Source organism: Streptococcus mitis, from assembly GCF_003942865.1.
GTDB lineage: Bacteria > Bacillota > Bacilli > Lactobacillales > Streptococcaceae > Streptococcus > Streptococcus mitis_BI.
In genome coordinates this window covers 23038-37189 of sequence record NZ_RJNZ01000001.1, presented here as the reverse complement: position 1 = coordinate 37189, position 14152 = coordinate 23038, and the positions used below count along the sequence as shown (strand labels likewise).

At 35.4% G+C, this 14152-nt stretch carries 16 protein-coding genes and 1 pseudogene; 4 read left to right on the top strand and 13 right to left on the bottom strand.

Going from position 1 to position 14152, the window contains the following annotated elements; genetic code table 11:
- Window positions 1–52 precede the first annotated feature (52 nt).
- The 8 genes and pseudogenes from D8845_RS00200 to D8845_RS00165 all read right to left on the bottom strand — a co-directional run bounded on the left by D8845_RS00200 (window position 53) and on the right by D8845_RS00165 (window position 6036).
- Window positions 53–934, bottom strand: coding sequence for a diacylglycerol/lipid kinase family protein (locus D8845_RS00200; RefSeq protein ID WP_125451948.1), 882 nt, complete (start codon window positions 932–934; stop codon window positions 53–55).
- A gap of 113 nt (window positions 935–1047) precedes the next feature.
- Window positions 1048–1221, bottom strand: a pseudogene (locus tag D8845_RS00195) (ADP-ribosylglycohydrolase family protein); the annotation flags it as partial.
- The gene (locus tag D8845_RS00190) at window positions 1220–1837 is read right to left on the bottom strand and encodes an SAP domain-containing protein (RefSeq protein ID WP_125451946.1); all 618 of its coding nucleotides are present in this window, start codon (window positions 1835–1837) and stop codon (window positions 1220–1222) included. The pseudogene D8845_RS00195 and the gene D8845_RS00190, both read right to left, overlap by 2 nt.
- Window positions 1838–2138: 301 nt before the next feature.
- Window positions 2139–3422, bottom strand: a complete 1284-nt coding sequence (locus tag D8845_RS00185; protein WP_125451944.1) for a cellulose synthase — start codon at window positions 3420–3422, stop codon at window positions 2139–2141.
- Window positions 3423–3497: 75 nt separating this feature from the next.
- The gene (locus D8845_RS00180) at window positions 3498–3842 is read right to left on the bottom strand and encodes a hypothetical protein (RefSeq protein WP_045606823.1); all 345 of its coding nucleotides are present in this window, start codon (window positions 3840–3842) and stop codon (window positions 3498–3500) included.
- A 291-nt stretch (window positions 3843–4133) separates the two neighbouring features.
- Window positions 4134–4898 carry an ATP-grasp domain-containing protein gene (locus tag D8845_RS00175; protein ID WP_125451942.1) on the bottom strand — a complete coding sequence of 255 codons (765 nt, stop codon included), beginning with the start codon at window positions 4896–4898 and terminating at the stop codon, window positions 4134–4136.
- A gap of 62 nt (window positions 4899–4960) precedes the next feature.
- The gene (locus D8845_RS00170; protein ID WP_000179769.1) at window positions 4961–5149 is read right to left on the bottom strand and encodes a hypothetical protein; all 189 of its coding nucleotides are present in this window, start codon (window positions 5147–5149) and stop codon (window positions 4961–4963) included.
- Between the two features lie 320 nt (window positions 5150–5469).
- Window positions 5470–6036 (bottom strand): hypothetical protein, encoded by a 567-nt coding sequence (locus D8845_RS00165; protein WP_125451936.1) that lies wholly within the window; start codon window positions 6034–6036, stop codon window positions 5470–5472.
- A 465-nt stretch (window positions 6037–6501) separates the two neighbouring features.
- Here D8845_RS00165 and D8845_RS00155 point away from each other — a divergent pair, with 465 nt between their 5' ends.
- The 4 genes from D8845_RS00155 to D8845_RS00140 are packed head-to-tail and all read left to right on the top strand — an operon-like array spanning window position 6502 to window position 7746.
- A complete protein-coding gene (locus D8845_RS00155) occupies window positions 6502–6747 on the top strand; it encodes a hypothetical protein (protein WP_001813542.1) in 246 nt (81 codons plus the stop codon).
- Window positions 6744–7079: a hypothetical protein gene (locus D8845_RS00150; protein ID WP_000806926.1), complete on the top strand. Its 336-nt coding sequence runs from the start codon at window positions 6744–6746 to the stop codon at window positions 7077–7079. The genes D8845_RS00155 and D8845_RS00150 overlap by 4 nt, the downstream gene beginning before the upstream one ends.
- 12 nt (window positions 7080–7091) lie before the next feature.
- Window positions 7092–7460, top strand: a complete 369-nt coding sequence (locus D8845_RS00145) for a hypothetical protein (RefSeq protein ID WP_000567222.1) — start codon at window positions 7092–7094, stop codon at window positions 7458–7460.
- On the top strand, window positions 7447–7746 hold the full coding sequence (locus tag D8845_RS00140) for a DUF5960 family protein (protein WP_001072467.1): 300 nt from the start codon (window positions 7447–7449) through the stop codon (window positions 7744–7746). Before D8845_RS00145 ends, D8845_RS00140 begins: the two co-directional genes overlap by 14 nt.
- Before the next feature lie 117 nt (window positions 7747–7863).
- Here D8845_RS00140 and msr(D) read toward each other — a convergent pair whose 3' ends face one another.
- The 5 genes from msr(D) to D8845_RS00115 form a co-directional block, all read right to left on the bottom strand.
- Window positions 7864–9327: an ABC-F type ribosomal protection protein Msr(D) gene (gene msr(D), locus D8845_RS00135; RefSeq protein WP_000420313.1), complete on the bottom strand. Its 1464-nt coding sequence runs from the start codon at window positions 9325–9327 to the stop codon at window positions 7864–7866.
- A gap of 119 nt (window positions 9328–9446) precedes the next feature.
- Entirely contained in the window at window positions 9447–10664 is a 1218-nt protein-coding gene (gene mef(A) / locus D8845_RS00130; protein ID WP_000417519.1) for a macrolide efflux MFS transporter Mef(A), read from the bottom strand.
- 385 nt (window positions 10665–11049) lie between these two features.
- The gene (locus D8845_RS00125; protein WP_000873143.1) at window positions 11050–11220 is read right to left on the bottom strand and encodes a hypothetical protein; all 171 of its coding nucleotides are present in this window, start codon (window positions 11218–11220) and stop codon (window positions 11050–11052) included.
- 514 nt (window positions 11221–11734) lie between these two features.
- Complete coding sequence (gene rlmD / locus D8845_RS00120; protein WP_125451934.1) at window positions 11735–13090, bottom strand: 23S rRNA (uracil(1939)-C(5))-methyltransferase RlmD; 1356 nt, start codon at window positions 13088–13090, stop codon at window positions 11735–11737.
- Window positions 13091–13163: 73 nt separating this feature from the next.
- Window positions 13164–14138, bottom strand: coding sequence for a DUF1002 domain-containing protein (locus tag D8845_RS00115; protein WP_125451932.1), 975 nt, complete (start codon window positions 14136–14138; stop codon window positions 13164–13166).
- Window positions 14139–14152 lie beyond the last annotated feature (14 nt).

Here is a 14152-nt window from a genome sequence, read left to right as displayed (position 1 = left end):
TCGTTGATATAGAACTTAATTTCGTTGTGAATAATAAACTAATTTTTACCTTCTACTCTTTCGGTTTTGAATATACTTCAACTCGCTGAGCTAGGACTTTGATTTCTACAGGTAGGTTATCCGATTTATCGCCATCAACATCTGACTCCAATTCACTATCTGAAGAGATCTTAATATTACGCGCTCTGATATACTCAATATTATCATTGCCGACAACATCTCCTTTTAGTAAATCAGGAATGACGGATAATTTAGAGAATATAGAAGCATCTTTTAGAATCAAAATGTTGGCATAGCCGTCTTTGTTTTCTTCAAAGATTTTCTTATCAGCGAAGTAATTTGTCAAGAGAACCAAAACATGGCTAGCTTCACCAACATAATTTCCATTTTCTGTCTCAACCTTAATGTTAAAGACCTGATCCGTCATAACGGACTTCATGGTATTTACAGCATAGGCTAGAATACCGAATTTTGTCTTGTCCTCGATTTCAACATTGTGAATCGCCTCAGGCAGAGAACCGATACTAAAAATATAACCAAAATAGTTATCATTTGCTTTACCGATATCAATCTTGTTGGTTAAATCAAAACCCAGTTCATCAATCGCGCCATCGATGTCTTGATTGATTTCCAACAGTTTTGTAATGAGGTTACCCGTACCACCAGGGATAATCCCTAACTTAGGAATGTAGTCTCTCTCAGCAATACCCGAAATGACTTCATTGACAGTCCCATCTCCGCCAAAAACAACCACTGCATCGTACTGCTCACTAGAAGCTTCTTCAGCAAAATGTGTTGCATCCATAGCTTTTTCGGTAATTTTGGTTTCTACGTGCTCAAAATATTCTTTTGCTTTATTCTCCAGCTTTTCTTTGTAATCCAAAGCCTTCTCGCCACCAGAAGTAGGGTTGATAATTACCATTGCTTTTTTCATTGATAATACTCCTTAATTTTTAAATAGAAATGTTTACATTTCGTCGTATGCAAGTAAATGTAATCCTATTATACAATGAAAATACAGAAAAAAGAAATATAACGTACTGGAGATTAATACGCTTTTATTCTATTTTCCCATCGTCTAACTACATCCTTTAAGGGGTCATCTAAGTAAGAAAAGGCCTTTTCCTTGATTAAATCAGGAATTCCGTAAGCTGCCTAGGCAATGCTACCAGTTACTGCAGCAAGTGTATCACTGTCGCCACCAAGGGAAATGGCATTTTTACTTACCATACTCTTTTATTTTGTCAGCATATTCAGTCAAAAGATTCTTTGAATAAACTTTTTCATTCTTTGAGTCTCGGACTTCTTTCCAAAGAATAGAAGCTACTTTTAGTTTGTTCGAGTAGGTGCGACTATTTTCGTCTGCACAGAAATCCTTTAAAAACTGATTCCATTGACAAACCGAATGATCATACTTAGCATAATCTGAATTTCCATAATAGACTTTTAGCATATCTTGGATTGTAAAACTCAAATCATTTTCTCTTTTTACTTTTCTCCAAGCTGTAGCCATATCAGCAGAAAATTTAAATGGCGAAACACCTGTTAAAGTTGAGAAATATTCTCTAAAGTGAGTGTTAAAAGAGAATCCACATTCAAACAAGGGTGTATCTAAGCTAATAACTTCTACTTGTTTCTTTTTCCTTTTTATTGATGACTTTTTAATCAACTTCCCCTTAAAGTACTGCTCAATAATATCATTTAGTTCCTGTTTTGTCCCTATATATTCAAGTCCTAATGACTTGCATATCTGTGAAAGTTCATCACGATACCAATAGTATTTATTAAACTCATCAAAGGATGCGATTTTATCAAACTCAGGTCTGCTTTCTATCAATATAACACCTCCTTAAAACCAATTTAGGTTGTCATCTCAAAATAATGGAGTTTTAGTTTCTTTATTTTGAGGATTAGCTACGTTTCACTAACAAACTCACACACTCGACGTGTGGTGCTAGCAAGCTTCTATATTATAGAACGAAAGTGAAAGAATCAACGTTCAAATAACACTTTAGAACGAAAGAATATACTGTCTTGTACCAAATTCCTATTTTAAAAAAGGGTAAAATAATTTATTACTAAAATAGTTAATAATTTACTCCAATAACACTACATTCTGTAAAACTAAAAACACAAAGTCACCAATAGTACCTTTTCTCACTTAGATATTGTTCTTTTTGTTCTCTAGAATTTTCATGATTTCTAATTCCTAGTAATTCGTCTGTTGAAGAAACTATTGGGTCAATCCAGTCAGCTTTGGATCTAATCCAATCAATTTCCTCTTTACTAAGTTTCCCTGCTATCTCCAATTTATCAGCCATCAATCTTAAATCATTTGCTGTTTGAAAATCTTCTAGTATATTCAGAAGAGACATTGTTCGCTTCTTCTCTTCTTCGATTCTATTTTGTAATTTTCTTTTTCGCTCTTGTTCTTCTTCGTATAGTCTTTCTCTCTCTTCACGTTCAAGTCGTAAATTCTTAACTTTATAATACTCTTGGTAAATTAAAACAATTATTTCTGGTATTGATTGTTCAAGTGTGAATTCTTTAGTATCTTTAATGTATTTACCATCTATTATCTTAAATCGAAATTTTCCATTTGGAATATAGTCATACTTCTTTATTCTTGGTTTAAAAGCATATCTATTAAACTTAACGCTATCATTGTACTCTGCTAGTTCTTTAGCTTCTTCTTTCGTTAATTCATGACTTACTTTGTCTGTTGATTCTATAACTTCAAAACGAACGATATCCTTATCAATTTGAATATCCAAATTGGAAGTTACATTATCACCGATTCTTTCAATTACAGTAACTAGAGTATCTAAAAAGCGATATAAACGTGGAAGAGAATTTAGTGAAATATTTTTTACAAATTTAGGTTCTTTTAAATCATTATATCTGTGTCTAGAATCAAAGTAAGGATAGGAAGCAGCTTTTTCCCTCTTATTCCACTCTGTGATTTTATCTCTTAGATTAGCTACAGATTTATGTAATCTCTTATTTGGAGCCTGGTTTAGGTTTGAAACTGCTTCAATAATAAGCTCTATTTTATCGTCCTCTAAAAATGATAATGAACTTCTTATACTAGTTGTATCAAGTTTAACAGTATCTTCGTTTTTATTCTCCGTACTATCTTCTTTATGTTTAGCAGCTTTAATTCTACTGTTCTTTAAACTTTTTCTATCAATATGAACCTCATTTATGTCATTTTGTGGTAATGGAACGATAAGTTCACTTAAGTCTTGTCCAGTATTCTTACGATACCAATAACTACCATTTGGAATTGGGATTTCAAATTCTTTGCATTTCTTGAGTAAGTCTGAATAGCTTAAATCATATTTCAATGAAACTTGTTTTGCACTTATTTCCCAGATTTCTTCATAGAGTTTTTCTCTAGAAAAGGTCTTTATCATCTTCATTTGAAACACCTTTACCCTTATATTTTACATCACCGTTTTTATATTTACCAAGCGAAAACGCAAATTCAAAAACTTCTAATTCTTCACTTCTGCATTTTCGCTTAATATAAAAAGTAAATCTTGTTTTAAACCGTTAAATTCCTCTATAATTTTATCTAAACTAGCTTCAATATTTTCAACACGGATCTCTGATAGCTTACCGTGATTGTATGAAATCATTCTTTCAGCAATAATATGATATGACCAACTCTCAGTGAAACGTCTATCTCTTTCTTCGTTATGAATAGCAAAACCAATTGGAAGAAGATTGTTTCTAAGACCTATCGCAACTGCCTGTGAACTTATACCTAAATAATCACCAGCAATTTTTAATGTGATTTTATTTAATTTTCTAATATCTTCATCGGTATATTTCGGCATGTCAGCACTCCTTTGTTATAATCCAAAATGCAATAGTTTTAGACCTGTCATAAAATCTGAATAACAATTCTCCCATGAAAGATATCTATTATTTTCATCAAGATTTAAATTGTTATCAAATTCAGTTGATGATTTAATAATTATATCGAATTTTTCTATATTTCCTATTTTCCTAATCAACTTTAAAACATATAGCGTTTTTATTATCTTCTTATTCTATTATATCATTATTCAAAGTAAAAAACTGTAACGTACTAGTTACAGTTTTTTACAGATTTACTTCTGGTTCTTCTAAAAATTTATAAGTTCACTTTCAGGAATGTTAAAAACATCATATTTTTCAAAATAGGGTTTCACCATTTCTTTCCATCTAGCTTTATGAAAATTGATTGAGTTTAAAGGAGATAGGCCATAATTTCCTAATGCATAACCATCATTCACTTCAACAACAAGTGTTCTGCCATCACGAGTAACACCGATATCTAGACCATAAGCTATAGGCGTATCTTTCCAACATGATATGGCTTCATCAATTACACTTGCATCAAAATGTGAATGATAATCACCTGTATAGGGTCGAACATCTAATACTTGACCATCTAACACAAAACACCGCCATTCTGCTATGAATTCTACAACTTCACTAATCCATATAGGATAGTCGAAAGGTAGACCAATACCTATTAAATCATGTGTTCCATTAACAACTCTTCCAGTAAAGACTTTTGAACCAGCTTTAGGTTTAATAAATTTCCCCCAATTATCAGGTATATTTACAATCTCTCCTAACACACCTTCATAAATATTTCGACCATAAAACTCTTTAAGCTCAATAGGATAGTCATAAACCGGAACGTTTAAGCCCATCATTTTTAGTAATGCTCTAGTCTCCGATATATAATCTACAACTATATCATCACTTGTTAACTGTTTTATTTCAGAAAAAGATTGATATAAAATAACTTCTTCTCCTTGTAAGTAGGCACCTACTTGAGCATTGTACTTATTAATTGAAACTTCACTTGGTAGTTTGCTTTGTCTAATATAAACAACCATTTCATCACTCCTATATCACTAGTGTTACACCAATTTGTAAAAAAATAATAGCATTTATGCTGTTATTTTTTTGAGTAAATAGCCCCCATAATATCATCAAAATAATCAACGGTATTTAGGAGTAATTCAATAACCTGGGACTTTGTTAGTCGCATTCCTCTTCTATCTCTAGCATCTTCTACTAAATTTTCAAGTTTCTCTAGATTTTTATCATCCAAGCTAATCATTATTCTATTTTTATCAGTTGCCATTTAGTTCACCTCAAGTTAATTCTATCACAGGTGTAACACTTGTGTCAACTGGTTTTTATAATACATTAGTTTAAAAGTGGAGAGGATTTTTAACACAGTAACTTTAAATCTTTGGTATTAAAAAATTTTTAAAGTATTTATAGAAATAAAATCTGTCTCAAATAAGTTATCAAATCTAGTATAAATTATGAGCGGCTACTCTAATACTTTTCCTCTAAACAAGACAAAGGCTTTCACTCAATGATTTTCTTACCCCCTTCGTTACAATGTTTTGACATTTTTACTAGCAAAGGTACATACTCACAAGGAACTTTGATCGACTATTGAATCTCTCCCACTTCTTCTTTAACATATCCTTCTACATCTTCAATCTCTACAAACATTGGGTCTAAGTGACACAAGAAATGCCAATTTTCTGCACCTTTTTTTCTGTAGAGAATCGCTTCACCGTCTTCACTTCCGAAAAAGCTTCTATCTACTTCATATCCACTGCCTTCTAGAAAGTCTTTTGCCTGCCGATAGTTTGCTTCTCTTGCTTCCACATAGGTTTTAACTTCATCGTTGTTAACGACATATGCATCGATTTTGGAATAGCCTTCAATTACTTTTTCGTTTGGTTCGGATAGATTCGAGATTTCTTTCCAAATAATGTCAACATTTTCCTTAGAATCAAACATAAATTTAGACAAAGGTACAATGTTTCCGTTATAGATAATTTCCATATAGTCTGGTAGATTTGTAGGATTAAAAAACTCTACTTCAAATCCCTCTTCTGTTTCTAAAGTATATCCCGGGATTTGAGCTACAAAGGCTTTCCCATCTTCTATGGAATCAAATGCGACTAAATCTTTAGAATAATCATTTTGGTACAATTCCAATATAACCATCGATAATCTCTCCATTTTCATTATCAGTCTAATGTAAATAAGCACGTCACCTGACCAATTCAGGCTCTCTGTATCATCTCATCATATTTCCTACTTACTTTAAAGAGTCCTATACCCAGAACACACCTTATCGACCTTTGGTCCTACCTCGTCGCATTGGCTGAACATCTACTTTTACCTCGCTGATGCTTCAACTCGTACAAGCAGTGATACCGCCTCCACATGTGCTGAGAGCTTTCTTCTATACTAATAGACGAAAGGGTGTGAAAATGATTTTTAAATGATACTGTGGAACGGAACAGTAGCCCTAGTATTGACTACTGTCGTTTCTATTCATATTGGCTATTCTAGGACTGAGATGAAAAAATCTATAAATGCTCAGAATAAAATTGAACCCGCAAATCTCCCCAAAACAATGGTGAGTCATGTACTTGTATTATTCCGAAAAAATACACCTCTGGTGCAGTGAGACAAATTGGTGTATCTTATAGTGGCTTCGTAGATGAAAGCTATACTCTACTATCACTCTTTGATGATGTAGAACAAATTGAAAAAGATAATAGACTTCAGACAGCTATTGATGTTGTCAGAGAACAGTTTGGTTTTTTAGCCATACAAAAAGGAACCGTCCTAACTGAAGGTTCCAGAAATATTGAACGCAGTAAACTTATCGGTGGTCATTCCGCGGGTGGATTGGAGGGATTAAAATGAAACAAGAAAAAAATACAGTACAATTTTCAGAAATCCGTAGCAAAGGATGTAATGATATTGAAATGCTTGAAAGATTTTTACATGGAATCGTTGAAACAGCAACTTCAAAACTTCGTCAGAGAAAACTCAAAACAACTGAAATATCGATACGACTAGTACATGCTAAATCTGAAAACCGATTACCATTGGAATTTACATTTAGCATTAAGCCAACAAGCTCATCTGTGATAATCTATACTGAGGTAATCAATCGCTTTAAAGAATGTTACACAGGTGGGGGAATTCAAGGTTTTACGATTCAATTTGATAAAAATACCCTTGCCTCTGCATAGAAAGGATTTGATATGATTGACCGTTCATATTTACCATTTCAATCAGCAAGAGAGTACCAGGATACAAAGATGCAAAAATGGATGGGCTTTTTCCTATCTGAACATGCATCAGCACTCTCTGATGATACAAACAAAGTAACGTACATGTCTGACTTATCACTAGAGAAGAAATTATTACTCCTCAGTCAAGTATACGCCGGGCAGCTACGCACACGCATTCAAGTGATTGAAAAAAACAAGCGTGTTTCCTACACTGGAACAATACCAAGTCTGACCAAAGATTTCATTTTGATAAAAACTACAACAGGTCACATCAATTTGAAATTAAAAGACATTATTAGTATTGAACTTGTCGAGGAGGTGCTCTATGAATCAGCTTGAGTTTCAGCGTAATCACCTACAAATGGACTATTATAGCGAGAGCTACCAAGATTTTGAACGTGACTTCTACCGCTACTCTAACATGAATATTCCATTGACCTTCCTAACTGATGATATCCTAAAAACAATGGCGACTTCACGTAAGAATTACTTTGTCCTCAATAAGGAAAAGTCCAGAGATAACCGCGATCACTTCTTCATATTTGAAGTAAGTACCGTAGATGAGAATCCGCTAATCTATCATTATACATATAAGAAAACTACAATATATTTAGCAGAAAAATAGGAGCAGTTCAATTGACTGTTCCTATTTTTAATATTCATAAAATCTAAAGTCTTTATACTCTTTAACAATGGAGTCGCCAACCAGAACAGACTATACTGACCAGCGACTACCTTAAATTTAATGTTTCAGATTTATTTTCTTATCTCTAATTTCATAAACTACATCTGCTACATTTTCGAGTAATCGTTTATCGTGGGTGATAAACACGATAGTTCCGGTGTACTCCTTCATTAGTATTTCCAAAGCCTCTAAACTTGGTATGTCAAGGAAGTTACTGGGTTCATCCATTATTAGGATGTTATATCTACCCATGAGCATTTTAGCAAGCAACAATTTTATAATTTCTCCACCGCTTAAAACAGATAAACTTTTTCCAATATCGTTCTGTTTGAACCCCATAGATGCTAGCACTGAACGAATTTCTGATATATTGTAGTCACAATCCTTCTGCATAAACTCCATAACATTCTGATTACTGTTGTACTTGTAACCATTCTGTGCAAAGTAACCTATTTTTGCCTTAGGCGAAATAGAAATTCCTTCTTCATGGTTTAAGATCATTTGGATTAAAGTTGTTTTTCCGATTCCATTACCACCAGTTAACGCCACTTTTGCTCCTAACGGAATTTGAAAAGATGCATTTTCAAACAGAGCCTTATCCCCAAATACTTTATTAATTTCTGCACCGACTATAGGGTATGGATTATGGAGCTCCAATGCTTTACTTTGCCTGAAACGAATTCTGCGAATGCCTTCCGGAGCTTCTACTTTTCCTAAGGCCGCAATCCTGTGCTCTAGGGTTTTAGCAGCATTATACATCTTTTTTTCCTTACTTCCTATTGATTTTTGATGAGCTAAACGCCCTCCGTCTTCAGTACTTTTTTTCTTTGAAGAACCTTTTGCCTTCTGTTCTATTTTACGAGCCTGTTTTCGCTTTTCCTCCGCAGCCCTTTCCAATCGGGCACGTTCCGCAATAAATTGTTCGTATTCTGCAGCTTGGCTCTTACGTTCTTCCTCTTTCTGACGAAGATAATCAGAATAGTTTCCCCAATACTCAGTGATTTTGCCATCTTTCAGTTCCCATATTTTATCTACTATTTCATCAAGAAAATAGCGGTCATGGCTAATAACTAACAGTGCACCTGTAAAATATTTTAGCTGTCCTATTAGAAAATCAATTCCTTCACGGTCTAAATGGCTCGTAGGTTCATCCGCTAAAATACCATGAACCTGTGCCGATAAGGCCTGTGCTATTTTAAGCCTTGTTTCTTCACCACCGCTCATAGTCTGTATATTTAATTGCTCAACACCTAGCTTGCCTACAAGTGCAAAATCTTTTTCCTCCTGCAGAGTTACTTCGTCCAACTGGGGAATATAGGCAAGTTCACCCAGACGATTCATTTTACATCCTGGGGGAGTTAATTCTCCTAAAAGTACCCTGAGTAAAGTGCTTTTTCCAGCACCATTTGCTCCTACTAAACCAATACGGTCATAATCATATACTTCTAATTCATTTATATCTAAAACATCGCGTCCTTTGAATTCCACACGAATGTCTTTTGCTTTTAATATTAATTCCATAACATTTCCTCCTGTCTATAATCGCATGCTTTCATTTGCTTGTATGCAGGGAAAACCCTGCGATTTTAGCAGGAAGAGTTACATGAAAATAAGATACATAAATATTCCTCCAATATTGTTTATTTTAAATCTAATTTTCTAACCTCAGTTATCATTTGGCAAACTATAGCAATGCCAATAATTAAAATACCTGATAGTAAAAACCAATGATTTACACCGATTTTATCAGCAAAGAATCCAGAAAGAATTAACCCAATTGGCATAGCAAGTGACATGATACTTCCGATCAAAGAAAATACACGTCCTAAATATTCAGGCTTAATTTTCTCCTGAAAAAGAGCTGTTTGCACACCGCTATAAAATGGCACCGAAAGCCCCATTATTGCACAGCAAACTACGAATATTACAAATCCATTTGGAGGAAGTATTCCCGAAACGGCTAAACTGGTCCCCATTATAAAAAATGAACTTGTTATTAGTAATACATGCTTTTCGAAGCCCCCTAATCTTCCTAATAATAAGCCTCCTGCTAGCATCCCAAATGCAAAGGAAATTTCCGTAATAGAAATATGCACAGGCGTTCCATTAAAGTGTTCCATGCTTATTAAAGGAAATAGTGCATTGATTGGCATATAAACAAAAGTATATAGTGTTCCTAAGAGTAATAAGGCAAACAATCCTTTGTTTTGTCTCAGAACCACAACTCCTTCTTTCATCTCCCTTATGAAATTTGGTTCTAAACTTTGCACTTGATTACCCAGCTTAGGTATACGTACAATTGCTACCGTAATAGATGCAATCACAGCACCCAATACGTCGATGGCAATAATAGCATTTAAATCCCAAACGGAGTATAAGAGTGCTGCAACTGCCGGACTAACAATATAGCTTATAGACTGCAAAGACTGACTATAGCCTGCGCATTTCGTTAGCTGTTCTTCTGGTACTAAAAGTGGTGTAACCGCATTGAGTGCTGGGGTATGAAAAGCTGTTCCAATGCTACGGATAAACAATACTATCATAATCATCCAGACAGGTAGCTCCATACAGAATGCAACAATAGCAAGCACTGCACCAGCTGCTGCGATAATTAAATCGGCACCAATCATTATCTTCTTCCTATCATGACGATCCACTAGCACACCAATGGCAGGTCCCAAAATCGCATAGGGTAAAAAACCTACTAATGAAGCCATAGACAAGACCATCGCAGATCCTGTTTTTTCTGTAAGGTAAAAAATAATCGCCATTTGCAGGATGGCACTAGTGATTAATGATACTGCTTGCCCTGCCCATATTGCATAAAATTTTCGTTTCCAATTGTTGTATTTTTCCATTTATATTATCTCCTGCATATTATTTTGCTTGAATTTCTATTTTGAATAGCATTCTAGGCAATAAAAAATGCAGGCCAAACCCCACAATGTGGCTTTTGGTCTGCATACATACAATTTGGAAACATTCATATTAAAGACATAGTTAAATAAAGGTATAGTTAAATAACCAATATCCTCACCGTAACTAATGAATGCTCAATATCGTATAAATAAGCACAACAAAAAAGCCTATCATCGGGTATAGATTCTGCTTTTTTTATTGCCAGCTTATCTTAAACGCATTGAGGCTGTCATAGTTTCGGTTCCTCCTACATCTTTGTTTATATCAATTTATAGTATAACACAACAAGATGATATGTTCAATATAAAAGTTATGGAATGAGACTCATACTTCCAATTCGATGCCAGATTTAAAGGATATGACGAAGTTTTCTTCATAGACTGTAACGCTCTGGATTATCTTCCTTAGTAGCAAGCGATTAGCTTTCACAAAATCTTCTGTTTGTAGTTTTAAAAATTCATCAGGATTTTCTAACTCAACCTCAAAATATTTCATTTTACATTCCCTCATTTCATTTATTGATAAATTGAGTTTGCAAAAAAGAGTGGACAATTTTTGTCTACTCTTAACCTTTAAAATAGTTTTTTTTAATCGATTTGAAGTTGCCTAAATTATTACTTATTCGGTAAAATGAAGTATTGCTTTCAACAGATTTCCTTCAACTACACTTCACTTGATTCAAACAAGGTGGGTACATTTCTATTCCCACAAACTCCTTGTCAATGGAAACAAACACGTACCCACAGGGTAAATGGAAATAGAAACTGATAATTTCTAGCTATCACTTCTACTCATTCCAAAAATTTTCTCACTCTGATACTTACCCACCATAAAGCAAAAAGCCTTGCAATCAAGGCTTTCATTATCCCTTTCGTTCAAAGGTTTCTAAGCTTTTACGAGCAGAGCGACACACTCAGCGGTTCGCTATCTCCGTTCTGTCTGCGTGCTAGCACTTGTCAATCACGGACAGCTATCGCATGGGCGGAAGTAAATGCTAATCTTCGTCGTTTTACTCCTTGACTAGCAAACTTACCGCCTCAACATGATGCGTTTGAGGAAAAAGATCAACCGGCTGTACTTTATTCAACTCGTATCCCAATTCTCGGTAGAGTTTGATATCACGCGCCATGGTTGCGACATTACAAGAGATATAGGCGATGCGGTCAGCTCCTGTTTGGCTACTTGCCTTGATAAAGCTTTCTGTGAGTCCTTTTCTTGGTGGGTCCACTAGGATAAGGCTTGGTTGAATTCCATCTTTAAGCCAATTTTTCATGGCATTTTCGGCTGTATCACAGACATAGTGGGCGTTTGAAATATTGTTTAATTGGGCATTCTTCTTGCTATTCTCAACCGCTTCTGGAATGACTTCAACACCATAAACTTCCTTGATGTGTTTCGCAACAGAGAGGCCAATCGTCCCGATACCAGAATAGGCATCAATGACCACATCATCTTCTTTTAATTCAGCAAAGTCAATGGCTGTTTGATAAAGTTTTTCAGCCATTTCAGTATTGACTTGGTAAAAAGCGGGTCCAGCGATTTGGTAGTCATTTCCCAACATCTGGTCTGTGATAAAGTCTTGTCCATAAAGTGTGCGCCATTCCTTACCAAAAATAGCATTGGTATTTTGGTCATTGATATTTTGCATAACAGACACAATCTCTGGGAATTGCTTGATTAGTTGTTCAATCAATTGGTCGACACGAAAAATTTTAGGACGAGTTGTTACTAAAATGACCATAATTTGCCCTGAATAGTGTCCGCGACGCACTACAAGGTTTCGAATCAAGCCAGCTTGTTCCTTTTCATCATAAGGTTTCAAATCATAACGACGGAGCAAGTCGCGTAGGGCTACTACTACCTCATCAATCGCGGGATCTTGGATAAAGAAATCTTCAAGAGGCATGAGGTCGTGGGAATTCTTACGGAAAAATCCAGTTTCCAAGACACCATTGACTCGACGAACAGGGACCTGTGCTTTGTTGCGGTACTTGATTGGATTTTCCATACCAAGTGTTTCAGCAACCTCTACATCAGCAATCCCAGCAATCTTGTAGAGACTGTCCTTAACTTGCTTGGTTTTAAACTTGAGCTGTTCTGGATAGGCAAGATGACCCAAATCCGCAATTCCTGAACGCAGGTAAGCCAAATCTAGATCTTGATTACGGTGTGGTGACTGGACTAGGTATTCCTCAACCTTCCCAAAACCAATCTTTTTATTAACCTTGAGGACACGCATAAGGATTTTTTCAGTCGGTAAAGCATTCTCTACAAAAAAGACCAAACCATCCACCTTGGCAACACCGGCTCCTTCATGGGTCAAGTCAACAATTTCAACTTCTACAATATCATTTTTCTTTAACATTCTCTTCTCTTTCTATTGGCCGACAAAAAAGACGGCAACGTTACGGTTACCATCTATTATACCATGAAATTTCTTAAGAACCAAAACTCTTGAAGAAGTTAACAATGGCTTGCCAGAGGGAGCTTAGGAAATTGCCGCCGTCCTCTAGCGCCTTATCAGCATCAAAGTTAAGGTTGATATTTTTAAAACTGTCGCCAGCTTGTGAAACAATGCTTTGTTTAAGGTCATTTAGGGTTTTAGTGAAGTCTGCATTGCTGAGGATATCACTCTTTGAGAGATTCAAAGCAAAATTGATGATGATATTGATCTGGTTTCCTGTTATAACCTGATCAAGTTTGTAATTTTTTAAGGTATCTTCAACGATTTTACGGACATCTTCCTCCGTCAGATTTCCCTTGCTTTCTTTAGCTTTGGCGAGTCCTGACTTAATATCTGCTAAAGCAACGTTTAATTTATTAGCATCATAGCCTGTTTTGTCCTTGTTTTCAGCATTGATATCGGACAAAGCCTTCAACTCTTCTTGAGCCAACTCTTTATTGGCTTGTGGCACCTTGGCTCCATTGGCTTCTAGCGAATAATAAATCCCTGCTAAAGCACTTTCTCCTGTAACGGGAATAGGTGCTGCCACAGTGATTTTGGCGTGTTCCACACCCAAAGTTACGGCTGCATTTCGGTACATATCCTGGGTTACCTTAGTAATATTTTCTGGTGTTTCAATCTTGACCTCAAGTGGCGATTTGTCACCTAGTTTTTGAATCTTGGCTGATGAATACAACTGTAAACTAGAGTCATTGGCCACATTCATGATCTTAGAATAAACATCAGGTGTCATGGTCTTGAGTTCTTTGGTGTCTGTCGAAGCATTGTAGCCTAGTTTTTTAAGGGTTTGATTTTTTTGGTCTTCAGACAATGATGAACCTAGGACATATTCAGGTTGGACATAGGTTTCATCGATGACTTTTTGAACATCTGTTGCTGCATGGACACTATTCATAGCTGTTACTGCCCACATGACCGCAGCACTGGTCAGAAAGAGTTTCTTTCTCATAGGGAATTCCCTCC